The 23,965-nt window shown below is 64.6% G+C and carries 24 protein-coding genes; 5 read left to right on the forward strand and 19 right to left on the reverse strand.

Features of this window, described 5'->3' with window-relative positions:
* Positions 1 to 14: 14 nt before the first annotated feature.
* From ACESY8_RS08135 to ACESY8_RS08205, 15 genes are all read right to left on the reverse strand, one after another.
* On the reverse strand, positions 15 to 605 hold the full coding sequence (locus tag ACESY8_RS08135) for a dipicolinate synthase subunit B (protein ID WP_024724941.1): 591 nt from the start codon (positions 603 to 605) through the stop codon (positions 15 to 17).
* Between the two features lie 2 nt (positions 606 to 607).
* Complete coding sequence (locus tag ACESY8_RS08140) at positions 608 to 1,090, reverse strand: NAD(P)-dependent oxidoreductase (protein WP_007494005.1); 483 nt, start codon at positions 1,088 to 1,090, stop codon at positions 608 to 610.
* Between the two features lie 25 nt (positions 1,091 to 1,115).
* Positions 1,116 to 2,660 (reverse strand): recombinase family protein, encoded by a 1,545-nt coding sequence (locus ACESY8_RS08145; protein ID WP_007494006.1) that lies wholly within the window; start codon positions 2,658 to 2,660, stop codon positions 1,116 to 1,118.
* A complete protein-coding gene (locus ACESY8_RS08150) occupies positions 2,566 to 3,558 on the reverse strand; it encodes a beta-keto acid cleavage family enzyme (protein ID WP_498794695.1) in 993 nt (330 codons plus the stop codon). Before ACESY8_RS08150 ends, ACESY8_RS08145 begins: the two co-directional genes overlap by 95 nt.
* A gap of 76 nt (positions 3,559 to 3,634) precedes the next feature.
* On the reverse strand, positions 3,635 to 4,648 hold the full coding sequence (locus tag ACESY8_RS08155) for an enoyl-CoA hydratase/isomerase family protein (protein ID WP_009258377.1): 1,014 nt from the start codon (positions 4,646 to 4,648) through the stop codon (positions 3,635 to 3,637).
* Positions 4,649 to 4,678: 30 nt separating this feature from the next.
* The gene (locus ACESY8_RS08160) at positions 4,679 to 5,695 is read right to left on the reverse strand and encodes an enoyl-CoA hydratase/isomerase family protein (RefSeq protein WP_054338649.1); all 1,017 of its coding nucleotides are present in this window, start codon (positions 5,693 to 5,695) and stop codon (positions 4,679 to 4,681) included.
* Positions 5,696 to 5,748: 53 nt separating this feature from the next.
* Positions 5,749 to 7,062 carry a GntP family permease gene (locus ACESY8_RS08165; protein WP_131970451.1) on the reverse strand — a complete coding sequence of 438 codons (1,314 nt, stop codon included), beginning with the start codon at positions 7,060 to 7,062 and terminating at the stop codon, positions 5,749 to 5,751.
* Between the two features lie 83 nt (positions 7,063 to 7,145).
* Positions 7,146 to 8,318, reverse strand: coding sequence for a thiolase family protein (locus ACESY8_RS08170; protein WP_081032354.1), 1,173 nt, complete (start codon positions 8,316 to 8,318; stop codon positions 7,146 to 7,148).
* A gap of 1 nt (position 8,319) precedes the next feature.
* Positions 8,320 to 8,970 carry a CoA-transferase gene (locus tag ACESY8_RS08175; protein ID WP_055179278.1) on the reverse strand — a complete coding sequence of 217 codons (651 nt, stop codon included), beginning with the start codon at positions 8,968 to 8,970 and terminating at the stop codon, positions 8,320 to 8,322.
* A 12-nt stretch (positions 8,971 to 8,982) separates the two neighbouring features.
* A complete protein-coding gene (locus ACESY8_RS08180) occupies positions 8,983 to 9,636 on the reverse strand; it encodes a CoA transferase subunit A (RefSeq protein WP_498794696.1) in 654 nt (217 codons plus the stop codon).
* Between the two features lies 1 nt (position 9,637).
* Entirely contained in the window at positions 9,638 to 10,873 is a 1,236-nt protein-coding gene (locus ACESY8_RS08185) for an L-lactate MFS transporter (protein WP_054338646.1), read from the reverse strand.
* A 13-nt stretch (positions 10,874 to 10,886) separates the two neighbouring features.
* Positions 10,887 to 11,849 (reverse strand): 3-hydroxyacyl-CoA dehydrogenase family protein, encoded by a 963-nt coding sequence (locus tag ACESY8_RS08190; RefSeq protein ID WP_148342069.1) that lies wholly within the window; start codon positions 11,847 to 11,849, stop codon positions 10,887 to 10,889.
* A gap of 198 nt (positions 11,850 to 12,047) precedes the next feature.
* Positions 12,048 to 12,326 (reverse strand): hypothetical protein, encoded by a 279-nt coding sequence (locus tag ACESY8_RS08195; protein ID WP_054338671.1) that lies wholly within the window; start codon positions 12,324 to 12,326, stop codon positions 12,048 to 12,050.
* Positions 12,307 to 13,587, reverse strand: a complete 1,281-nt coding sequence (locus ACESY8_RS08200; protein WP_007494022.1) for a DUF362 domain-containing protein — start codon at positions 13,585 to 13,587, stop codon at positions 12,307 to 12,309. Before ACESY8_RS08200 ends, ACESY8_RS08195 begins: the two co-directional genes overlap by 20 nt.
* Before the next feature lie 46 nt (positions 13,588 to 13,633).
* Entirely contained in the window at positions 13,634 to 14,902 is a 1,269-nt protein-coding gene (locus tag ACESY8_RS08205; protein ID WP_007494023.1) for an MFS transporter, read from the reverse strand.
* 218 nt (positions 14,903 to 15,120) lie between these two features.
* Between ACESY8_RS08205 and ACESY8_RS08210 the strand changes: the two genes are divergently transcribed.
* Complete coding sequence (locus ACESY8_RS08210) at positions 15,121 to 16,044, forward strand: LysR family transcriptional regulator (protein WP_009258369.1); 924 nt, start codon at positions 15,121 to 15,123, stop codon at positions 16,042 to 16,044.
* Here ACESY8_RS08210 and ACESY8_RS08215 read toward each other — a convergent pair.
* Complete coding sequence (locus ACESY8_RS08215) at positions 16,041 to 16,523, reverse strand: dipicolinate synthase subunit A N-terminal domain-containing protein (RefSeq protein WP_007494025.1); 483 nt, start codon at positions 16,521 to 16,523, stop codon at positions 16,041 to 16,043. The genes ACESY8_RS08210 and ACESY8_RS08215 overlap by 4 nt on opposite strands.
* Before the next feature lie 149 nt (positions 16,524 to 16,672).
* Between ACESY8_RS08215 and ACESY8_RS08220 the strand changes: the two genes are divergently transcribed.
* A complete protein-coding gene (locus ACESY8_RS08220) occupies positions 16,673 to 18,055 on the forward strand; it encodes a sodium-dependent transporter (RefSeq protein ID WP_055270071.1) in 1,383 nt (460 codons plus the stop codon).
* Between the two features lie 53 nt (positions 18,056 to 18,108).
* Here the strand turns inward: ACESY8_RS08220 and ACESY8_RS08225 are convergent, their stop codons facing one another.
* Positions 18,109 to 18,987 (reverse strand): aldose 1-epimerase family protein, encoded by an 879-nt coding sequence (locus ACESY8_RS08225; protein WP_204681522.1) that lies wholly within the window; start codon positions 18,985 to 18,987, stop codon positions 18,109 to 18,111.
* A 133-nt stretch (positions 18,988 to 19,120) separates the two neighbouring features.
* Between ACESY8_RS08225 and ACESY8_RS08230 the strand changes: the two genes are divergently transcribed.
* The 3 genes from ACESY8_RS08230 (at position 19,121) to ACESY8_RS08240 (ending at position 22,025) form a co-directional block, all read left to right on the forward strand.
* Entirely contained in the window at positions 19,121 to 19,912 is a 792-nt protein-coding gene (locus ACESY8_RS08230) for a TIGR04255 family protein (RefSeq protein ID WP_007494028.1), read from the forward strand.
* A 122-nt stretch (positions 19,913 to 20,034) separates the two neighbouring features.
* Complete coding sequence (locus ACESY8_RS08235) at positions 20,035 to 20,565, forward strand: cysteine hydrolase family protein (RefSeq protein WP_009258366.1); 531 nt, start codon at positions 20,035 to 20,037, stop codon at positions 20,563 to 20,565.
* A 14-nt stretch (positions 20,566 to 20,579) separates the two neighbouring features.
* The gene (locus tag ACESY8_RS08240) at positions 20,580 to 22,025 is read left to right on the forward strand and encodes a nicotinate phosphoribosyltransferase (RefSeq protein WP_140402426.1); all 1,446 of its coding nucleotides are present in this window, start codon (positions 20,580 to 20,582) and stop codon (positions 22,023 to 22,025) included.
* Between the two features lie 70 nt (positions 22,026 to 22,095).
* On the opposite strand, the gene ACESY8_RS08245 is transcribed toward ACESY8_RS08240, so the two are convergent.
* Positions 22,096 to 22,419: a helix-turn-helix domain-containing protein gene (locus ACESY8_RS08245; RefSeq protein ID WP_021630125.1), complete on the reverse strand. Its 324-nt coding sequence runs from the start codon at positions 22,417 to 22,419 to the stop codon at positions 22,096 to 22,098.
* 155 nt (positions 22,420 to 22,574) lie between these two features.
* Positions 22,575 to 23,965 (reverse strand): FUSC family protein (locus tag ACESY8_RS08250; protein ID WP_498794697.1); only part of this gene is annotated, 1,391 nt, incomplete at its 5' end.

The following is a 23,965-nucleotide window of genomic DNA, read 5'->3' on the forward strand; positions in this document are numbered from 1 at the left end:
GGGCGGTGTGTTTTTTAATCCGCCTCCTGCGGTCCAAGCAGCACGGGCTGGAGCTGGCGGCCCTCCAGCGCCGCGTCGATAGCGGCTGGGACCAGGGAAAAGTCGGCCACCAGGGAGGTGGGCTTCTTGGCGGGATCGTCCTGCCGGAAGGGGACGAAATAGACGTTTTTCTTGTCCAGCAGTACGCCGATATTCCTGGCCGAGGCCGCCAGACCGTCGTTGGTGGCAGGGCAGAGCACCACCGGCCCCCCGTTGCGCAGGTGAGCCTTGGCCGCCATGGTAACCGTGGTGTCCGTGACGCCGTTTGCCAGCTTGGCCAGGGTGTTGCCCGTGCAGGGACAGATGACCAGCACATCCAGCAGATGCCTGGGCCCAATGGGCTCGGCCTTGGCGATGCTGTCCACCACCCTCCGGCCGCAGATGCGCTCCATCTCCCGCATAAAGTCGTGGGCCGCCCCGAAGCGGGTATCAGTGGCGGCGCCGGCCTCCGAGACGATGGGGAGTACGTCGCCGTACCTGGACTGTACCCGCTCCAGCACCTCCATGGCCTGGCTGTACGTACAGAAGGAGCCGCAGAAGGCGAATCCAATCTTCCTATGTTCCATGTTCACACTCCTAATTCGGTGAGGATGTTATAGATGGTTGTCTTGATGCTCTTGCCCGCTGTGACCGGGGCCACCTTGCCGGGCAGAGACAGGGCCCAGAAGGCCTTGACCCCCAGCCGGGCCGCCGCGTCGAAGTCTACCCCTCCAGGCTTGGAGGCCAGGTCAATGACCAGGCAGCCCGGCTTCAGATCTGCCAGCTCCGCCTCCCGCAGAACGCGGACAGGGACGGTATTGACCACCAGATCATAGCCGCAAAGCCAGCCCTCCAACTGCCCGGTGTGCTCCACGCCGTAGCCGCAGTTCTCTGCCCAGGCCAGGTCGGCATACCGGCGGGCCGCCACGCTGACCCTGGCCTTCAGGCCCGCCAGCCGGTCGGCCAGCACCCGGCCCAGACGGCCGTAGCCGATCACCAGAACCCGGGCGCCGTGGAGGGTAATGGGCAGCTCCTCCATAGCCAGCTGGATGGCCCCCTCTGCGGTGGGCACCGCCTTTCCGAAAGGACACCGCTGTTCAGCGCGGGAGGGGGGTACACTCGGTCACCTCAACCCGCCGCGCCGCCCCCCGCCCGCCGGCCTGCGCCCGGACACGGAAGCACAGGGGCAGCTCCTCCAGCTCAACCAGCAGGGCGTCGGCCTGGACCGTGACCCGCTTTACCGCCGCGTCCAACACCGCCTCGCCCCCGGCCAGCTCTCCCGCCAGCCAGTCCAGCAGGGCGGCGCGGCGCTCCGGCCGTTCCGCCCCCGCCATTTCCAGGTCGGCCAGCCGCCGGGCCAGCCGGGACCGCTCCGCCTCGCTCCGGGCAGTGAGCGCCGCCAGCTCTTCCCGGCTGAGGGTCCCGTCCAGAAAGGCGTCCAGTGCCCTGGCCCGGCGGGCCTCCTGACGGCGGAGGGCCTGCCGCAGAGCCGCCGCCCCGCACTCCGCCCCCGCCGGCCGGGCCGACGCCAGTACCTCCGCAGCCATCGCCCCCAGAGGCAGTCCCACCTCGCCCAGCACGTGGCGGACACAGGCGGTCAGCACGTCTCCCGGTACCGCCCTCATGGCGCATCCCGTTCCCCGTCCCCGGCAAACGAAGCGCAGGTACTCCCGCCCATCGGGACGCCGGGTGCGCTTGGCGGTGAGGCGCCCGCCGCACGCCCCACACACCAGCTTGCCGGAATACCAGTAGCGGGCGGAAAAGCGGCTCCTCTCCCCCGCCAACCCCGCGCGCCGGGCCAGCTCGGCCTGGACGGCGGCAAACTGGGCCCGGCTGACAATGGCCGGGTGGTGGTTTTCCAGGCGGAACTGCTCCTCCGCCCCGCGGTTGACCACCTTCCGGTGGGTCAGATGGTCCACGGTGCGGTACTTTTTCTGGAGCAGGTCGCCGCAATACTTCTCGTTGTGGAGCAGCCGCAGTATCATGGCGGCCGACCACGCCCCGTCCGCCCGGAGGGGCGGGGCCACCCCCGCCTCGGTGAGCTCCCGGGCAATGGTGTGGGCCCCTTTACCCTCCTCCAGACACTTGCGGTACACCTCCCGCACCACCTCCGCCTGTTCCGGCCGGATGGTGAGCGCCCCGCCCCGCAGCGCATAGCCGTACACCGTGTCGTTGCCGAAGGCCACCCCCCGCCGCATGGCCTGGAGCTGCCCCCAGCGGGTGCGCTCGGAGATCTTACGGCTCTCCTCCTGGGCCACGCTGGCCATGATGGTAAGGCGGAACTCCCCGTCGTTGTCCCGGGTGTCAATGCCGTCGCTGAGGAAAATTACCCCCACCCCCTGTTCCCTCAGCCGCCGGGTCACCTGGAGGGCGTCCACCGTGTTGCGGGCGAAGCGGGACACCTCCTTGGTGAGAATCAGATCCACCGCCCCCGACCGGGCCAGCCGGAGCAGCTCGGCGAATCTGGGCCGGCGGAGGGTGGTGCCTGACAGGCCCTCGTCGGCGAAAATGCCCGCGCAGCGCCAGCCGTGCCGGGCGATGTACCCCTCAAAGTAGGCCTGCTGGGCGGCCAGGGAGTGAAGCTGATCCTCCTTGTCCGTGGATACCCGGCAGTAGGCCGCCACCCGCAGCGCATGTTCCATCCTTCCATGCCCCCTTTCCACCTACTCTATGCGCGGGTTTTCCCCCGTCTGCCTGAAATGTGTGGAAAACAAAGCGGGGGGGGGGGGGGGGGGTGGCGGGGGTATTGCCGAAGGCCTTGACGGCGTTGACGGCCCGCTCCACCAGCATGTGGTTGGTGGCCATGACCTTCTCGCCGTTCTCCTTCACCTCATACACCACGTTGTCCTCCATGCCCACGCGGATGTGGCCGCCCAGGGCCAGGGAGGCGAACAGGATGGGCAGGTGGCCCTTGCCCACGCCGAAGGCCGACCAGGTGGAACCGGCGGGGATGTGCTGCACCAGGTAGAGCAGGTTCTCCACCGTGGCGGGCATGCCGCCCAGCACGCCCAGGCAGAACTGGTAGTGGCAGGGGGTGGACAGGTGGCCCTTCTTCACGAAGTAGCTGGCCACGCCCAGCATGCCAGCGTCAAAGATCTCCAGCTCCGGCTTGATGCCCTTCTCCATGTAAAGATCGCCCAGCTTCTCGAGGAACTGGGGGGAGTTGACGAACACGCCGCCGGGCATCCAGTTGAAGGAGCCCGCGTCGTAGGAGCCCATCTCGATGCCGGGCAGCTCCCTGTGGTGGGCCATGCGCTCGTCGTCGGTGGCGGGGTGCTCCGGGGAGGCGCCGGAGGAGGTGCAGTTGATGATCACGTCGCAGTCCTTGTGGCTGCGGATGAGGCGGATGGTCTCGCGGAACTTCTCCTTGTCCATGGCGCCCAGGCCGTCGTCGGCCCGCATATGCAGGTGCACTACGGCGGCGCCCAGCTTCCAGGCGTCGTAGGCCTCGTCGGCGATCTGCTGGGGCGTCTCGGGGATCTTGTAGCCCGCGGGGGTGACCGCGCCGGTCAGCGCGGCGGTGATGATGGTCTTTGCCATAGCTGTGACACTCCTTTATAAGCAATGCACAGGAAGAAGGGACGTACCGGCCGCCCCTTCTTCCGCGCTTGTAAAATTAAAACTCGTAGTCCTCCGGCTCGTTGCTGTGCTCGAAGACATAGGGGTTCTCGATCTCCCCGGCCTCCACCTTCTTCCACCACTCGGCGGCCTTGAGGGGCATGGTGCGCCAGGATTCGGCGGTCTGGGGCTCCTCCATGTCGCGGGTGGCGTAGCGCCAGTCGTTGACGCGGCTGATGTACTTCTCGTCCTGCTGGGCGGAGTGCTCGTCGCCCAGATCCCCGGCGGCGATGCGCAGCAGGGAGCCGTACTGCTCGCTGACGGTGTGCAGCTTCAGATCCTCCACCAGCAGCTTCTTCAGCGGCCGCTTGGCCAGGTTGGACATGATGGTGCGGTTCTCGTAGGGCATGGTCTTCCACATGCGGGCGATCTCCCAGGCCCGCTCCAGCACCTTGCCCTTGGGCAGCACCTCGTTGACCATGCCCCACTCCAGCATCTGCCGGGCGGTGAACTGGCGGGAGGTCATCATGTAGTAGTTGCCCCGCTTGGTGCCGAAGTAGTGCTGGCACATCAGGCCCATACCGTCGCCGGGCACCAGCCCCCCCTGAGCGTGGGGCACCTCCATCTTGGTGTCCTCGGAGCACAGGGTAATGTCGCACAGCATGGCGGAATCCCAGTGGAAGCCGGGGCCGGGGATGGCGCCGATGGTGGGCACATCCAGGTCAAACACCATGTTCTTGATGAGGTTGGTGTCATCGAAATACTGGTGCTGGAACCGCTGGGTGGGCAGCTCGGAGTAGGTCTCCCAGCCGTTGGCGTCGGACTCGATCATCCAGTTGTCGCCGATGTGGGTGTAGATGATGATCTCGTTTTTAAAGTCCAGGCTCAGCCAGCGGGTGAGCTGGCTCATGGCCCGGTGGGACATGCCGCTGTGGTGCATGGGGCCGTCCAGGGTCTTCCAGGTCACCTGCACGATGCCGTCTTCCCGCTTGAGGTCGGCGAAGTCCCTGAACCACTCCTTGTACTCGTCAAACTCGGGCAGCTTGACGTAATCCGCCATTGGTTTTCCCATGGTAACTACCTCCTGATTCCATACAGTGCCTTACTCGCCATCGGGGCGGTAGGGCTTCACGGGGCGGGTGGGGTCGCAGGGGTTGACCGCCTCGCCGGCCTCCACCTTCTTGAACCACTCGATGGGCTCGGTGCGGAAGGCGGCCCAGCTCTCACGGGTGGGTGCCTGCTGCATGTGGGGGAAGGTGTAGCGCCAGTCGTTGGTCTGGCTGATGTACTTCTCATCCTGCTGTGCGGCATTGCGGTCGCCCATGTCACCGGCGGCGATGCGCAGCAGGGAGCCGTACTGCTCGGAGACGGTGTGCAGCTTCAGATCCTCCACCAGCAGCTTCTTCAGCGGCCGCTTGGCCAGGTTGGACATGATGGTGCGGTTCTCATAGGGCATCGTCTTCCACATGCGGGCGATCTCCCAGGCGCGGGCCATGACCTGATCCTTGGGTAACACCTCGCTGACCATGCCCCAGTCCAGCATCTGCTGGGCGGTCCACTGGCGGGCGGTCATCATGTAGTAGTTGCCCCGCTTGGTGCCGAAGTAGTGCTGGGCCATCAGGCCCATGCCGTCGCCGGGCACCAGGCCGCCGTGGGCGTGGGGCACCTCCATCCAGGTATCCTCGGAGCAGATAGTGATGTCGCTGAGCATGGCGGAGTCCCAGTGGAAGCCGGAGCCGGGGATGGCGCCGATGGTGGGCACGTCCAGGTCGAACACCATGTTCTTGATGAGGTTGGTGTCGTCAAAATACTGGTGCTGGAACCGCTGGGTGGGCAGCTCGGAGTAAGTCTCCCAGCCGTTGGGGTCGGACTCGGTCATCCAGTGGTCGCCGATGTGGGTGAAGATGATGATCTCGTTCTTGTAGTCCAGGCTCAGCACGCGGACCAGTTGGCTGATGGCACGGTGGGACATGCCGCTGTGGTGCATGGGACCGTCCAGGGTCTTCCAGGTCACCTGAAGGATGCCGTCCTCCCGGTACAGATCCGCGAAGTCCTTGAACCACTCCTTGTACTCCTCCAGCTCGGGGAGCTTGACATAATCAGCCATAGGTTTTCCCATAAGGCATACCTCCAAATTTCATTTGATATACGGATTGGATTGATTTTTCACTTTCAGAAAAGCACGACTGCCATAAGCACAGCCAGCAGCCCCGCCAGCAGGTTGACCAGCACGCTCATCATGAACTGCTGGAAGTAGCCGTCCTTATAGGAGAGCTTGAACACGGATAGCTGGAAGGCAATGGCCCCGTTGTGGGGCAGGGAGTCGAAGCCCGCGCCGGAGATGGCGGCGATGCGGTGCAGAGCTCCCACATTGATGGCGGGGTTGCCAAGAATCGTGGCGCCGAAATTCTCCATAAACAGGGTCACGCCGCCGGTGCCGTTGGCCGTCATACCGGCCAGCAGGTTGACCGCCACAAAGGTGAGCAGGTAGGGGTTCATATCCAAGGAGAGCACCTGCTCCACGAGCCAGCCGAACACCGGGGTGGCCTGCACGGCGGTGCCGTAGCCCACCACGATGGAAATAAAGACGACGGGGATCAGGGAGCCCTGAATGCCGCGCACGCAGGTCTGGAAGGGATGGGCCAGCCCCTTGCGGCCCACCAGCAGGAAAAGCAGGGCGATGGAGAGCACCTGAGCGTAGGTCGTGGCCTGGATGGCGGTGATGCCGAACCACTGGAACAGCAGGCTCAGGCCGATGATGGCCGCCACGCAGAGGTATCCCTTCCAGGCGGGGGGCAGGGATGCCTCGTCCTTATCGTTTTTAGGGTCGTCCTCGTAGGTCACAAAGCCCTCCCCCCTGGCCTTCAGGCGCTTGCTCAGGAGAATCAGGTAGCCCACGATGAACGCCACGGAAAAGGCGGTACACACCAGGCTGATGACGGGACCGGCCATGGTGGTGGTGCCCAGGTAGGTGGTTGGGGCGATGTTCAGGGCGTTTGGCATGCCAATGAGGGTACCGTAGGCCACAGAGCCGGCGCCGGCGGACATGGCCGCCAGGGCCACCTTCCGGGACATATTCAGCTTTTTCAGTACGGGCAGGGAGATGGCCAGGACAGCGTACTGGTAGGAGGCCACGCCGGCGGCCATCATCAGGCAGGTGATGACGAATAGGGCCACGGCGATCCACTTCTCACCGAAGATTTTGATCATGTGGGTGGCCATGGCATCGCCCAGGCCACTCTCCATCAGACAGAAGCCGAACGCGCCGCCGATGGTGTAGAGCAGGAAGAACTGCTGAAACATGTTGCCCATGGAGGGCAGGAACGTGGTGAAGATGGAGGTCAGGCCGTCCGGGGTGCACAGGCACACCAGCACAGTGCAGGCAAAGACGGTCAGAAACAGGTTGACGCCACGGAAACTGAGAAAGAAAAACAGCACGAAAGCAATGATGACCACCATCAAGGAAACTAGTACGCTAGCTGACATTAAAATCTTCTCCTCTCTATTTATTTACTTTTTCCGTGCCCTCTTCTTTTTCACCTCCTCACAAACGGGCAGAATAAGGCCGTCTACTCTGTCTGGAAAATGCCTGCCGCGCCCATGCCGCCGGCGATACACATGGTAACCATAGCATACTTGCCGCCGGTGCGGCGCAGCTCCGAGATGGCCTTGCAGCTCAGCACCGCGCCGGTAGCACCCAGGGGGTGGCCCAGGGCCATGGCGCCGCCGTTGGGGTTGACCCTGGCGGGATCCATGCCCAGCTCCTTGATGCAGGGGCTGACCTGGGCGGCGAAGGCCTCGTTGAGCTCAATCACGTCCATGTCGTCCATGGTCAGGCCGGTGTACTCCAGCACCTTGGGCGCGGCGTAGATGGGGCCCAGGCCCATGTAGGCCGGGTCCAGGCCGCCCACACAGAAGCCCAGGAAAGAGGCCAGGGGCCGGATGCCCATCTCGGCGGCCTTGTCCCGGCTCATCAGCACCAGGAAAGCCGCGCCGTCGCTGGTCTGGGAGGAGGTGGCGGCGGTGACCCGGCCGTTCTCCCGGAAGCAGGGCTTCATGGACGCCATCTTTTCCAGGGTGGTGTCACGGCGGATACCCTGGTCCTTGTGAAAGACGATCTCGTTGCCCTCGGCGTCTGCGCCGGGCAGGGGGATGATCTGCTCGTCAAAATACCCCGCGTCCTGGGCGGCGGCCGCCTTTCGGTGGCTCTCCAGAGCCAGGCGGTCCATCTCCTCCCGGGTGACGTTGTACTTCTCCGCCACGTTCTCGGCGGTCTCGCCATTGGAGATGTACTGGGCGGGGTCGTGCTCCAGCAGCCAGGGGTCCATGTCGCCGCTGCGGTCCAGGGTCATGGGCAGGGCGGTCATGGACTCGATACCTCCGGCCACGATGCAGTCGGCCTGTCCGGCCTCGATCTGCCAGGCGGCCAGGGCCACGGCCTGGAGAGAGGATGAACAGAAGCGGTCCACGGTAAGGCCGCAGGCGGTGTAGGGCAGGCCGGCCCGGGCGGCCACCAGCCGGGCGGGGTTGAGGCCCTGCTTGGCCTCCGGGATGGCGCAGCCCAGAATCACATCCTCCACCAGGGCGGGGTCCAACTTGGGGATTTTCTCCATCACGCCCTTGAGCACCAGCCCGCCCATGTCGATGGGGTGCAGATTGCGCAGGGCGCCCTTCTTGCCAGACTTGGCCACGGCGGAGCGGCCATAGGCCACCACGACCGTCTTGCTCAGCGGTTTTGCCATATCAATCTTCCTCCATTTCCTTCAAGTCGGGGGACACCAGGAGCACGGGCTCCACCGCGGCCTGGATCTCCTCCACGGTGTGGCCCTTCCGGATCTCGGAGAGGACCAGCCCCTCCTCCGTCACGTCGATGACGCAGCGGTCGGTGACGATGTGGTTGACGCACTTTACAGCGGTGAGGGGCAGGGTGCACCGGCTGACCACCTTAGGGGAGCCGTCCTTGGCCACCAGCTCCATGGCCACAATGACCTTCCGGGCGCCGTTGCACAGATCCATGGCGCCCCCCATGCCGAAGGCCCGGCCGGGGGTGGCCCAGTTAGCCAGATCCCCCTGTGCCGACACCTGGAGTCCGCCCAGCACCGTGGCGGCGAGACGTCCGCAGCGGATGACGTTGAAGGACATGGCCACATCGAAGGCGCTGCTCCCCGGCACGGGGACGAAGGGCACTCCGCCCGCATTGACGAAGCGCTCGTTTTTCATCAGTCCCTCCTGCACCGTGGGGCCGATGCCGATGAAGCCGTTCTCGCTCTGGAAGAGTACGCCGTCCACGGCGTAGCTGCCGCAGAGGCTTGGGATGCCGATGCCCAGGTTGACCACGTCGCCGGGCTGGAAGTAGGCAGCCGCCCGCTTGGCGATAAAGTTTCTGTTGTCCATTGTCCCGCCTCCTTACGCCAGAATCATGTCCACGAACATGCCGGGCACCTTGATCTCGTCGGGGCCGAGCTCCCCCAGGTCGCAGAAGTGGTCGCACTCCACGATGGACAGCGCGCCGCAGGTGGCGATCACCGGGTGGGAGGCGTGGCCGCTGCTGCCGCTGTAGGCCAGGTTGCCCAGGGGGTCGGCCCGGCGGCAGCGGGTGAGGGCGATGTCGGCGCGGAGGGCGGTCTCCAGCAGATAGCTCTCGCCATTGACCTCAATGATCTGTTTGCCCTCCTCCACCACGGTGCCCAGGCCGGTTTTGGTGAGCACGCCGCCCAGCCCCGCGCCGCCGCAGCGGATGCGCTCGATGAAGGTGCCCATGGGGTTGAATTCCGCCTTCAGCGCCCCGGACTGGATTTTGGCGTTGGTCAGGGGGTTGGTGCCCACGTGGGTGGTGATCATGGCGTCCACCCGGCCGGCCTCCACCAGCAGGCTGACGCCGTGGCCCGGGTCGCTGGAGTCGATGGAGTAGATGGTCAGATGCATGGCGCCGCTCTCCAGCACGCAGTCGATCAGGCGGTCGGGCATGTACTGGTTGGTCTGTCCGCCGATGGCGATGATCTGCCCATCCTTGAACCGGGCGATGATCTCCTCGGCCGTTCTCACTTTACTCAGTTTCATATCATTCTCCTTTGCAGGACGGGGCTTTCAGGAAGCGGGAGAGCGCCAGGCCGATGACGGCCAGCGCCGCGGCGGTCACATAGGCGCCGGTGTAGCTGCCGCCTCCCGCGGTCTTGAAGGTGGTGGCCAGGCTGGGGCCGATGAGGCTGGCCAGGCCGAACACCACGTACATGACGCCGTAGTTCTCCGTAATGTAGCGGGGGCCGAACATGCGGGCGGTGAGGGGGGTGAGGAGGGAGGCCAGTCCGCCGTAGCAGGAGGCGGCCACCCCCATGAAGAGGAGCACCAGCCCCTCCGTCCCCGTCACGGCCAGGGCGGCCATGGACAGGATGCACAGCAGGAACACCGCCCCGGCGGTGTTGACCAGGCCCAGCCGGTCGGAGAGGCTGCCCCACACGAAGCGGCCGGCCATGTTGCAGGCGGAGAACACGCTGACGAAGAGGGCGGCCCGGGCGGGGGCGTAGCCCAGGGTCTGCTGGAGGATGGGGGAGGCCTGGCTGATGACGATCACCCCGGCCACCAGGCCGCAGGTAAATACCGCCACCATCCGGTAGAAGGCCCCGGTGCGCACCATCTGTCCCCGGTTCAGGTCGGCGCCGCTCCCCTGCCCACCGCTGGCGGCGGGGGCCATGGCGGCGTGGAATCCCTCCGGCGGCTCGGCCAGCAGCAGGGAGCCCAGCAGAATCACCGCGGCGAAGAGCACCCCCAGCACCCGGAAGGCGCTGCCCAGGCCCACCTTCTCCATCAGCGCGGCGGCGGTGGGGGCCCACAGGATGGCGCCGGAGCCGTAGGCAGCGGTGCCCAGGCCGGAGGCCATGCCGGAGCGGTCGGGAAAGAGGCGCACCACATAGGCCATCATGCTGGGATAGATGAAGCCCACCCCCAGGCCGGAAATCACGCCGTAGAACAGGTAGAGCTGCCAGAGCTGGCTCATCAGGCCGGCGGCGAAGAGGCCGGCGCCAAAGAGGACGGCCCCCACGGCCACGCAAAGGCGGCTGGACATGCGGCGGATCAGCCCGCCGAAGAGGAGGGGGGCCATGGTGGAGCACACCACCGTGATGGTGTAGGCCAGGGCCACCCCGGAGTCGGCCCAGCCGAACCGGGCGATAATGGGGGTCTGGAGCACGCTCCAGGCGTAGCCGAAGCCGGCGCACACGCAGATCACCATGGCGGAGATCAGGCACAGCCAGCGGCGGCCGGCGAAGGCCCGGACGGATGCGGTCGTATTGGCGGTCACCCGGTTTCCTCCTTTACAGCTTCTTGTGGAGCTTGAGCAGCTCAATGAGCATCTGGTCGCGGTAGGCCGCGCACGCCTCGTTGGTGTGGCCGATGTGGTCGGGGAAGTGCTTCATCTCCTCGTCCACGCCGGGCTGGGCCACCTCGGCCCAGTTGTCGGGCTGGTGGGTCCAGGAGGCCATGTCGGCCAGCCAGCGGTCGCCGGAGTTGCCCAGCATATTCACCATGCCGGTCAGGCCGCCGGGGTTGCCCAGCTGCATGATCATGTTGTGGCCGAAGATGGCCCAGCGCAGGCCGGGGCCGTAGACCAGGGCCTTGTCCGCGTCCTCCACGGAGCACACCCCCCGCATCACCAGATCCTGCACCTCCCGGTAGAGGGCCAGCTGGAGCCGGTTGGCGATGAAGCCGGGGCACTCCCGGCGCAGGAGGACGGCCTCCTTGCCGATGGACTGGTAGAAGTCGTAGGCCAGCTGGAGCAGGGCGGGGTCGGTCTTGTCGCCGGAGGTCAGCTCCACCAGGGGAATGAGGTGGGGCGGATTGTAGGGGTGGGCCCCCACGCAGCGCTCCGGGTGGGCCGCCTTGGCGGCAATGTCGGAGATGAGCAGGCCGGAGGTGGAGCTGGCATAGAGGGCGTCCGCCGCGGCGCAGGCCTCCACCTGGGCCAGAATGGACTGCTTGATCTCCAGGCGCTCCGGGCCGCTCTCCTGGATGAACTGGGCGTCCGCCACGGCCTCCTCCATGGAGGTGGTCAGGCGGATGGCCGCCACGATCTCCCCCCGGCGCTCCGGGGTAATGGCGTTAAATTGCTCCAGAGCATCCAGGCTCTTGTGCATCTGGGCCTCGCTCCTTTTGAGCTGTTCGTCGTTGATGTCGTACAGGGTCACGGCCAGCCCGCGCATGGCGAACTGGATGGCCCAGCTGGAGCCAATCACGCCGCCGCCCACGCAGGCGGCGCGCTTGATATCTGCAACCTTCATAATGACATATCTCCTTATTGCCGGGGTGGCAGGTGTCCCGGCGGGGGCGTTGCTCCGCCCCAGCCGGGATATGGCGAGCCGCCAGGCGTTGTGGGGACAAGCGTCTGGCGGCCTCGTTCTGGTTCAGCATTCCGAAGGGTCGTCCGGTAGAGGCCCGGAGGGGTCTCGCAGGCTGTGCTGAAAAGCCGCGGACAGGCGTTATCTGTGGTAGCGCAGGCCGGTGGCGGAGCGCACCATCTCGTCCCAGGTGGCGAAGTCGGTGCTCTCCTTCACAAAGGCGTCCAGCAGCGGCGGGGCGTAGATCAGGGTATCCGCCTTCCAGTTGACCATCACGGCGCTGGAATACCGGAAGCCCTCAAAGCTCTCGAAGCGGGTATACTCCTGCATGAAGTCGTCGGTGAAGATGTCCTCCAGCAGGCGCATCAGCTCCGGGGCGTTTTCCAGAAAGACAAAGCCCTTACTTATCGTCTGATCCATAGAACTTCTCCGCCTCTTTTTCCACGTAGGAGCGCCAAGCGGGGGCGTCGATCTCCATCCGCTCGCGGATCCAGTGCATCTGCTCGGGCTTTCCGGTCATGGCCTCCTTGCGCAGCACGGACATGTAGAGGGAGCCCTCTCCAGGGGGGCACCCCTGGAGGAAGAAGGCGTTGGGATGCTCCTTCAGGTGCTTGCGGGCGCAGTTGCCGTGGAGCAGGATCTTCTCATCCGGGGTATCGGGGGACAGGGTGTTCCGGCCGCCGGCCACCACCACCATGTCGGTGTTGTCATCATAAACGCCGATGGCCTTCAGCGTCTCCATGTTGAGGGTCAGCAATGCCTGACAGCTGGAGCAGGCGCCCTCACAGTGGACCTCATACTCGGGCCAGCGGTTGCGGATGTCCTCCAGGTAGGGGACCCACATCTTCTTGTAGCAGTCGGCCACCTTGTCGCCCACCACCTCGATGTCGTCGCGGTTGGTGGTGCCCAGGCCGGCCTCCTGGGCCACGCGGAAGTAGTCCACGCCGTCGGGATCAATGCCCACCAGCTCGCAGGCGATGCGGTCCAGCGCCACAGGGTCATAGGAGCCCATGATGCAGTCCACCTCGATGGGCACGGGGGTGTGGGGAGAGTAGCCGCTGGCGGCGTGCATCACGTCCATGATGTTGATGTCGGCGCGGCAGGCCCACCACACGTCCATCATGGCCATGGTCAGGTTCTGCTGGTGCATCTGCACATGGACCTGATCCTGCACCACACCCTTGATGTTCTTCAGCGCGCCGGAGAACACCATGCTGGCGTGGGCCTTGAGAATGGGCAGGTTGATGATGTGCTCGGCCTCCAGCAGCAGGCGGGGCAGCTTGACGTGGCTGATGTTGGAGCGGTAGCCCCGCACGGCTACATTGATGAGATCCTTGTCCTTCTTGATGTCCACCAGCTCGACGCCCTCCTCCCGGGCGACGGCGGCGATGCCGCAGGCCTCATAGCACTCGTCGGTGTCGCAGCCCACGGCGGCGGCCTCGGCGATGACAATGCGCTTGGGGTTGGCCTTTTTTACCTCACGGATGACGGCGCGGACGGTCTCGGGGTGGGTGCACACGGCGAACTCCGGGGGAGCCGCGTGCCCCGCGTTGGGCTTGAGCACAACGGTGGAGTTGGGCTCAATCATTTTGGCAGCGCCGCCCATCATGTCAAAGACGCGGGTGACATTCTCCTGCACGTCCAGGCCATGAGCCAGCGCCACAAGGGACTTCTTGCTCATTGCGTTTACCTCCTTCTAAAGATTGCCTATTTATGGGCCCGGCCGCTTACTGCTTGTGCGCGGCCATGTAATCCTGGTCATACTTGTGATCCTGCAGGGCGAGAATCAGCAGAATCGAAAGGAACGCCAGCCCGGCAAACACGATGTAAGCCACGCTCAGGCTGTTGAACAGCTTCTTGATGAGGCCGTTGACGGCGAAGTTGCACATGAAGATGATGTTGGTCAGGGGGAACACCACGCTGTTGACCTTGGCGTAGCCCACCCGACCGAACACAGAGCCGGGGACGGAGTTCATCAGGGCGGGGGCTGCGGCGCCCAGGAAGCCGATAACCACCAGGGACACCCACACCAGAGGCATCACGCCGCTGATGTTGAAGAGCATGGCCACAATATACAGCACGCCTGTGAGCACGCCGGCCTTCTTGATGCCCAGCCTGAACAGGATGCGGCCGAAGATGACGGCGCCAATAATTCCGATGACGGCGATAGCGCTCATAACACTGACCGCCAGATCGGGGGCAATGCCCACCTCAATGTTGCGGGCCACCAGCTGGGTCATGATGCCCATCTGGGCCAGCATCAGAAAGCCGGTGGACAGAGCGCACAGCCAGGTCTCCTTGGTGCGCAGCAGCTTGCCGGTGGTCCAGCCGGAGTTGTCCAGCTCGGGGGGCGCGGAGGAGTAGTTGGCCTTGAACTCGGCCTCGGTGACGTTATCGGGATAGAGGCCCCGCTCCTTGGGGGTATCGCGCAGAAGCGCCATGCCGATCACACCCACCACGGCGGCCACGCCGCCGCAGATCACAGAGCCCATGGGCATGCCGATCGAGCCCGCCAGGACGTTGAGCAGCGGGACAAAGAGCATGGTTCCAAAGTTGGAGCCCATTGCCACGATGCTCATGGCCTGTCCCTGTCTCTTGGGGAACCACATGGCCACCAGAGTACCCACGCCCACAAAGGAGCCGGAGCTGAGGCCGCCGCCCACAAAGCACATGGCGATTAAGTACATGGGGACATTGACGGCGTTGCAGGCCGCGATATGGCCCAAGCCCGCCAGAATGAGGCAGCCGGCGGCCACTTTGCTGGGGCCGATGCGCTGGTTCACCTGCCCTGCTGCGACGGCGATCAGCACGCCGACGATGCCGGCCACGGAGTTCATGGTCAGGATGATGCTTTGATCCACGTTCAGCCGTTCCGCCACAGCGGGAGAAATGATGTTGGTTCCGTCTGCAAAGAAGCCGCCATTGCTGAAAAACACCAGCAGTCCAAAGATCAGCAATAACCAGCCCCAGGGTCCAAATCCTCTTTTTTCTCTCATAATACGCAATCCTCCTGAGTGGGGAGCGGATGCCCGCCCGTCATTTCATGAATTGAGTGCGCCGCGCCGTATAGTCCTGAACCGCCCCTTTCCGCGTTCTCTCCTTTTTGTGATTTTTTTAACGCAGGCCCAGTATATCCTTTACAGCCGCGTTTGAAAAATATATAATCTTTAGAACGGTATAAGCAATTTATATACTTACCGGGAGGGAAGTTGGCATGGAACTTTCACAGTTGAGATACTTCATCGCCGTAGCCAAACTGGGCAATATGTCCAAGGCCGCCGAGACCCTGTTTGTCTCCCAGCCCAATCTGAGCACCAGCATCTCCCGGTTGGAGGAGGAGGTGGGCGTCCCCCTCTTTGAGCGGCGGCGGGGCAAGATCGCCCTCAATCAGAACGGCGAGCTGCTGCTGAAAAGCGTGGAGCAGGCCGTTTCACTCCTGGACGCCGGCGTCCAGGCTGTGCGGAACCAACACAGCGGACGGCCCGAGCCCCTCTCCATCGTCTGCATGACGGACGACACCACCCTCCTGGAGCATTTTCTGCTGGAGCACCCCGAGGTCAACCTGATCCACCAGCGGGCCGACCTGCCCAACGTCACCAGTCTGCTGGACCGGTGCGAGGTGGATCTGGCCATGACGGTGCTCCCGCCCCCGTCGGAAGAGGTGGTCTATGAGCGCATCTATGCGTGCAACTTCGGCATGCTCATGCGCCGGGAGCATCCACTGGCCGCCCTGCCTGCGGTAGCCCACCGGGAGCTGGCAGGGGTACACCTGGCCATCGACGGCTCCCGGGTCAACAAGGAGACCTTCTGCGCCGCGGAGAACAGCAAGTTCGGCCTGACTCCCATCATCGACTACGACGTACGGCACCTGGACCTTCTCACCTCCCTGGTGGAGTCCAACAACTGTGTCTCCATTGTCCCCGCCGTCAAGTACAAGGAGCTCTCTCTTCAGGGCAAACACCCCGACCTGGTGTTCCGGGAGTATGCCGACGGCGCGCCCACCGCCTACTGGGGCATCGCCTATAACAAGCGCCGTCCCCTGACGGAGCTGGGCCAGTGCTTCCGCGCCTTTGTCCAGAGCTACTTCACCTCCATCGACACCCGCTACGCTGATGCCCAGGAGCCTTCCGCCGGCTAACAGTTCAGCCCCGCCCCCGGCATGGCCAGGGGCGGGGCTGTGTGTTCCCGGCGGGCGGAATAGTGTCCTACCGGCAAGGCGGTGGGCACCGCATTGGCCACCGCCAGCTCCTCCCGGGCAAAGTAGTCGTGGAGTGTGAGTCCCCGGTCCGCCGCCAGCGCCGCCGTCTGGGGGCCCACCATACCGGCGCAGATCACCTGCCCCGGCCGCAAAGCGTCCAGCACCAGGGCCAGGGGGTGCTTCCGCCCGGACAGGGGCGCGTTGAGCAGGCTGCCCTCCCCCGCCGCCGGCAGGGGGAGCACCACACAGTCCGCCAGGGCGGCCCCCTCCAGGCTCTCCTCCATCTCCACCCCGTCCAGCGCGCCCAGCCGCTCCAGCGCATAGGCGTGCACCGTGTGCCCGTCTGCGGCCAGCAGCTCGGCCAGCTTGGCCTGCCTCATATCGCCCCCCGCCACCCACAAATTCAGTTCATTCCGCATGGAATGCGCCTCCCTTCAACGTGACTACTCCCATCGTATTCCCGCGCCGGAAAAGGGTGCGTCCGCCCCGGGCGGACATTTCCCTTGAAAAAAGACGAATTCTGCGGTATAGTAGATCGGATTCTGTTGGAATGAGGAGGAATGGATTTATGACGGAAAAGAGGCACCAGTGGGCCTCCAACCTGGGCTTCATCCTGGCCGCAGCCGGCTCTGCGGTGGGCCTGGGCAACATCTGGAAATTCCCCGGCAAGGTGGGCGCCTACGGCGGCGGCGCCTTCCTGCTGTGTTATCTGCTGATCGTGTTCCTGGTGGGCTTTCCGGTCATGCTGGCGGAGCTATCCATCGGCCGGGCCACCCAGAAGAATGTGGTGGGGGCCTTCCGCACTCTGAACCCCCGGTGGCGGTTCGCGGGATACATCGGCATCGTCACCCTGTTTGTCATCCTGTCCTACTACTGTGTGGTGGGGGGCTGGGTGCTCAAGTATGTCCAGATCTACGCCGCCGGCGCCCACTTCGGCGCCGGGCCGGGCGCCTATGCCGACTACTTCTCCGCCTTCAGTGCCCGTCCGGTGGAGCCCCTGCTGTGGGGCCTGGGCTTTCTGGTGCTGTGCATCGTGGTGGTGGTGCGGGGCGTGTCCCAGGGCATTGAGAAGGTGAGCAAGGTGCTCATGCCCCTGCTTTTCCTGCTGCTGGCGGGCCTGGTGGTCTACTCAGTCACCCGCCCCGGCGCGGGGGAGGGCCTGCGCTTCCTGTTCGGAATCGACCCCGCCAGGCTCAGCGGCGACACCCTGGTGGGCGCATTGGGACAGGCCTTTTTTTCCCTGTCCGTGGGCATGGGCATCATGGTGACCTACGGCTCCTACGTGCCCAAGTCGGAGAACCTGGCCAAAAGCGCCGGTTGGATCTGCGCGCTGGACACCCTGGTAGCCGTCATGGCCGCCCTGGCCATCGTCCCGGTGGTGATGATCACCCAGGGAGAGGAGGGACTGGGCATGGGCGGCGGCTTCGCCTTCATCAGCCTGCCCGCCATGTTTGCCGAGCTGCCCGGCGGCCGCTTTTTCGGCACGGCCTTCTTCGCCCTGCTCTTCCTGGCCGCCCTCACTAGCGCCATCAGCATCCTGGAGAGCCTGGTGGCCTTTCTCACCGAGGAATTCCACCTCTCCCGGGCCAGGGCGGCCATCGGCCTGTCGGTGCCCATGGCGCTGCTCAGCGCGGGCTACTCCCTCTCCCAGTCCGCCGGGCGGGGCATCAACCTGCCCTGGTTCGACTTCAAAAACGGGCTGCAGATGCTCCCCATGAACGCGGTGATGGAGAAGTTCACCGACAATCTGATGATCCCTCTGGGGGCGCTGTGCTTCTGCCTCTTTGTGGGCTGGGTGTGGGGCACCAAAGCCGCCGGGCAGGAGATCGCCGGCGAGCACGGCCTCCGGCGGATGCAGAAGCCCTGGGCCTTCGCGGTGCGCTTTCTCGCCCCTCTGGTCATCGTGGTCATCCTGTACTTCACCCTCGGCATGGGCGAGGGCCTCTCCTGACAAAAAAAGCGCGGACCGTTGTACGGTCCGCGCTTTTTTGCGGGAATACTAGCTCACAGGGTGTCCGCCCGGTAGGCCAGGGTGCGGCTCTCGCCGGGGGCCAGGACGATGCAGTGGGCTTTATCGGTGAACTCCTCCCCCTCCCCCGTCCCGGCGGAGCAGCCGTGCCACGGCTCAATGCACAGGTAGGGGGCCTTCTTCCCCGGCATGGTCCAGAAGGCCAGCATGGGGAAGCCGTCGAAGGACACCCGCACCCCTCTGCCGCTTTTGCGGCTGCGCAGGGCGACGGAGCGGGAGCGCAGGCCCTCGAAGATCAGGGTGTCCAGCGCGTCAAACCAGCGGTAGTCCAGGGGCAGGGTGTCGGTGTCCTCCAGGCAGGGCCGGGCCGCCGGCCGGTCCAGCAGTCCGTCCCGCAGCAGCAGGGTGGGACAGCTCTCCCGCTCGGGGAACACCAGCTCGTAGTCCTCGAACCGCTCCCCCGCCTCCAGGGGACAGCGGAAGCCGGTGTGGGCCCCCAGGCAGAAGGGCAACGGCCCCTCCCCCGGGTTGGCCACCGTCACCGCCGTGGAAAAACCCGTGTCGGTCAGCCGCTGCTCCACCGCCAGCCGGAAGGGATAGGGATACAGCGCCAGGGTCTCGGCGCTCTCCCGCAGCTCCAGGCGCACCCAGTCCTCCCCCCGCGCCGCCGGGGTGAACTCCCGCCGCCGGGCAAAGCCGTGGCGCTCCATGGCGTATTCCCTGCCGTCAAAGCGGATCTTTCCCTCCTTCAGCGTCCCCACAATGGGAAACAGCAGGGGATTGCGCCCCGGCCAGTAGGCCGGATCGCCCCCCCAGATGTACTCCAGCCCCCTCTCGTCCCGGTAGGATACCAGCTCGCCGCCCAGGGTCTCCACCCGGGCGGTGCGGCCGCCCCGCTTCAGCTCCAGTTCCATGGTCTCCGCCTCCTTTGTGTATTGTCTGCATTATACCGCCCCAATTCTCCATTTGCAAGGTGGAATGGTTTGACAGATCGCCCATTCCGGGCTACAATAGAACCGATCGAAAAACAGGAAGGAGCAGCCCACTATGCTGTTTGCACCATACGAACGCTATCAGTACGCCCGCGCCCCGCTGGTGGAGGTGATCTGCCAGCTCCGCTTCCCCACCATCCTGTCCATCGGCGCCAAGGAGCCCGCCGAGTTTCAGGAGGCCATCCGCAAGGACTTCCCCCAGTATGCGGCCCGTCAGGAGCAGCTCCCCCCCAAGGTGGTCAAGAAGGGGAACGCCACCGCGCTGGAGCCTCAGAAGCCCATTACCAACTACAACTTCATCTCGGAGGACGGCCGCTGGAAGCTCAACCTGACCCAGGGCTTCATCGCCCTGTCCACCCTGAGCTACACCCGGTGGGAGGACTTCGCCACCCGGCTGGACCGCCCCCTGGCCCAGTTTATCCAGCTCTACCAGCCCGCCTTCTTCGAGCGCATCGGCCTGCGGTATGTCAACGCCGTCTCCCGCCAGCGTTTGGGCCTGGAGGGGGAACTCTGGGACGATCTGATCCGCAGCCAGTATATCGGCATACTCGGCGAGCCTGACGTGGAGGAGAGCGAGATCGCCAAGTGCTCCCTGGACGTGGAGACTCCCCTGGTGGGGGACTACCGGATGAAGCTCCACGCCGGTCCCGGCCTCATCGGCGGCGGCAAGACCGACAAGGAGGTCAAGTTCATTCTGGACGGCGACTTCTCCACCGCGGGCAAGCATAACCCCGACGCGGTGCCCGAAAAGCTGGAGCGGATGCACCGGTTCGCCGTCTGCCTGTTCCAGGGCGCCATCACCAAGGAGCTTCACGAGGCCATGGGGCCCACCCCTCTGGCCGAGTAAATCACACCGCCCGCCGGTTCCCCGGCGGGCGGCCTGATATCCCGGCGCGGCAAGACTGCTCTTGCATTTTGGTAAAAAACTGCTTATAATACAGGTGTCTTGACAGAAAGGTGGTGGACGCGGTGAAGCGGTTGCTTCTCGTAGTGGACTATCAAAAGGACTTTGTAGACGGAGCACTGGGCTTTCCCGGTGCGGAGGCACTGGACGGGCCCATCGCGGCCAAAATCGCCGCCTGCCGCGCCGCCGGAGATGACGTGGCCTTCACCCTGGACACCCATGGCCCGGACTACCTGGACACCCAGGAGGGGCGGAAGCTGCCGGTGCCCCACTGCCTGCTGAACTCGGAGGGCTGGCAGCTCTACGGCCAGACGGGACAGGCCATGGAGCGCAGCCGGGATATGGTCATCGGCAAGGGCGCCTTCCCCTCCCTGTGGCTGGCCAACTGGCTGAAGGAGCAGGGCTATGACCGGGTGGAGCTGGCTGGACTGGTATCCTACCTTTGCGTACTCTCCAACGCCATCATGGTCAAGGCCGCCCTGCCCGAGGCGGAGATCGTGGTGGACGCCTCCTGTACCGCCGGACCCGATCCGGCGCTCCACGCCAAGGGCCTCGACGTGATGGAGGCCCTCCAGATCACGGTACTGAACCGATAAAGGTTGTGAAACAGATGAAGGAACACATGAACTACACACTCCTGTGTGATTTTTACGAATTGACCATGGGCAACGGCTACTTTCAGACGGAGGGGTATGCCGACCAGATCTGCTACTTCGACGTGTTCTTCCGCAATGTGCCCGACGGAGGCGGCTTCGCCATCGCGGCCGGTCTGGAGCAGGTCATCGACTATATCGAAAACCTCCGCTTCACCGAGGAGGACATCGCCTACCTGCGGGGAAAGGGCTGCTTCTGCGAGGGCTTTCTGGACTATCTGCGCACCTTCCGCTTCACGGGCGACCTGTGGGCTGTGCCGGAGGGCACTCCCATCTTCCCCCGGGAGCCCTTCCTCACCGTCCGCGCCCCCGCCATTGAGGCCCAGTTCATCGAGACCTTCCTGCTGCTCACCCTCAACCACCAGTCCCTCATCGCCACCAAGACCAACCGCATCGTCCGGGCCGCCGACGGCCGCCCGGTGAGCGAGTTCGGGTCCCGCCGGGCCCAGGGCCCCGACGCCGCTGTGCTGGGTGCCAGGGCGTCCTATATCGCCGGCTGCGCCGGCACCGCCTGCACCCTGGCCGACGAGATGTATGGCTCCCCCGCCGGGGGCACCATGGCCCACTCCTGGGTGCAGATGTTCCCCGACGAGTACACCGCCTTCAAGACCTATTGCCAGCTCTATCCCCACTCGGCCACCCTGCTGGTGGACACCTACAACGTGCTCAAGTCCGGCGTGCCCAACGCCATCAAAGCGTTCAAGGATATTTTACTCCCTCAGGGCATTACCAACTGCGCCATCCGGCTGGACAGCGGCGACCTCACCTATCTGTCCCGCAAGGCCCGCAAGATGCTGGATGCGGCGGGGCTTACCGAGTGCAAGATTGTGGCTTCCAACTCCCTGGACGAGTACATCATCCGGGATCTGCTGCTTCAGGGGGCCAAGATCGACTCCTTCGGCGTGGGTGAGCGGCTCATCACCTCCAAGAGTGAGCCGGTGTTCGGCGGCGTTTACAAGCTGGCCGCCGTGGAGGACAAGCAGGGCAATATCATTCCCAAGATCAAGATCAGCGCCAACCCGGACAAGATCACCAACCCCCACTTCAAGAAGGTGTACCGCCTGTTCGACAAGGAGAGCGGCAAGGCTTTCGCCGACCTCATCACCCTCCACGACGAGGCGGTGGACGAGAGCCAGCCCCTGGAGCTCTTTGACCCCGACGCCACCTGGAAGCGCAGCCGTGTCACCAACTTCACCGCCAAGGAGCTGCTCGCTCCCATCTTCCTGGGGGGCAGGCGGGTATACGACTCCCCCCCCATCGCCGAGATGCGGGCCTACTGCGCCGGACAGATCGACCTGTTGTGGGACGAGGTTAAGCGCTTTGAGAACCCCCATAACTACTACGTGGACCTGTCTCAGAAGCTCTGGGACATCAAGCAGTCCCTTCTGGAGCAGAAGGGCTGACCGGTCTGCCCACTGCAAAACAATAAATACCGGGCCGCACGGCGTGCGGCCCGGTATTTTGTTTGCTTTCTCACTCGGCCAAGATCAGCTTGGCCACTTCCAGAAGCATCTTCCTCTGTCGTCCGTCCATCTGATCCACCAGTTGTGCCAGCTCTCCCTCCAGGTAGCGCCCCTGGAGCACCGACACCCCGGTTACCAGCTCGGAAAGTTCACAGTTGAGGTGCGCCGCCACCGCAGCCAGCGTGTCCAGATTGATTTTGGTCACGCCGCGCTCTATCTGGCTGATATAGCCCACTGACACGGAGAGGGCCTCTGCCAGACGCTCCTGCGTCATGTCGCGGCTCCTGCGCACCTGCTTGATGCGCTGTCCAATTGCACCATAATCCACGTTCATCCGATCACCCGTTTCTTAGTGTATCGGGAATCGGCTTTGGTATACAGACATTGTATGCTAAAGTTTGAGTTATCCTTGCGGTTTCCGTGTCGAAATCTGTCGAGGAAAATCTTTCCTGCCCAAATACTGGCTTTTTTCACCGATTCCCGCAAGATTCAGCACGAAACCGGCTGTTTCTCCCATGCCTCCAGCAGTAGCCGGGCGTTATGCCGGTAGCGCTCCATGGCCCGGCAGAGCGCCCCGGAGGCCGGCAGACCTTCCAGCCCCAACTCCGCCAGTGCGGGCCGGGGCGGGTCCAGCAGCTCCTGAATTTCTCCGGCCAGGCGGCTCAGAACAGGGTACTCCTCCTCCCCCAGCTCCCCGGTCAGTACCAGGCACTCCACCTGCTCCACATGGGCAAACAGGTTCCACAGGGTGAGCAGCACCGTCCGGTACCGCTCCGCCTCTCCCGCCGGCAGGGCCGCCGCATACTGGGCCGCCTCGTGGTACACCAGATGAAAGCAGGCCAGAATCTCGCCGGAGCGCTCCGGCCAGCCGGGCGCGTGGAGGCTGCGCTGCACCATCTCCCAGTAGGAGGCCTGGAGGCGGCACAAGGTACGCAGGTTGTGCCGGAACTGGGTAGCCTTCCGGGTGGGCACCAGGAAACGGTTTACCACCAACACCAACGCCACTGCAAGCAGCAAGTAGAATAGGCGCAATTGGATGGCCTGGCCCTCCTTTACCGTGAGGGTGGCCAGGGCAAGGGCGAAGGAGGTGGAAAAGATGGGGTGTACCCAGGAGCCCGGAGTACAGCAATACATCAGGGAGATCATGGCCAGGGCAAAGGCGAAGACGCCGGTCAGGCCGGGCAGCCATGGATAGACCAGATGTACCACCAGGCATCCGATGGCGGTGCCCACCGGCCGGGTGATCATCCGGTGGGCGCTCTCCTCATAGCTGGGCTGGAGCAAAAGAAAGGCGTGGAGCGGGAACCAGTAGGTGTGCTCAAATTCCCACAAAAGGCTGACGGTTGTGCTGATGGTCATGACCACGGCCAGGCGCAAGGCAAAGCGCACCTCAAAATTGTTGAGATTCAGCCGCCGGCGGCCGCTGGCAAATACCTCCCGCCAGGGTACCCGGGGCCACCGGGTCCGGGGCTCTCCCTCCGCCAGCAGCAGGAGCAGGCGGTGGAGAAAGCTACGGTAGAAGATACGCAGCCGCCCCTGAGGCAGGGCGTCCTCTGCCAGCAGGATCTGGAGCCGTTCTGTCAGCGCTCCCCGTGCCTCCGGCGAAGCGGCGTTCTGGAGCTGCCGCACCAGCCCCGCCAGCGTAACCAGCACCTTCCCGCAGGCGGGGCCAGCCTGGAGCCGCCCCCAATCCTCGTCCGCCAGGAGGTAGCTCAGGCGCTGAAACAGCAGTGCAAACAGGTAATAAAACCGCCGTTGCCCATCTGGCAGGTGGAAGTGGCTGCGGCGGGCATAGCCCAGCCGCCGGAACCGCTGGGCCAGCCCCTCCAGCTCCCGGCGCGCCCCGTCCGCCCCGCCGGAGGAGGAGATCACCCGGAGCC

The sequence above is a fragment of the Clostridium sp. ATCC BAA-442 genome (assembly GCF_964239415.1).
Classification (GTDB): Bacteria; Bacillota; Clostridia; order Oscillospirales; family Oscillospiraceae; genus Flavonifractor; species Flavonifractor plautii.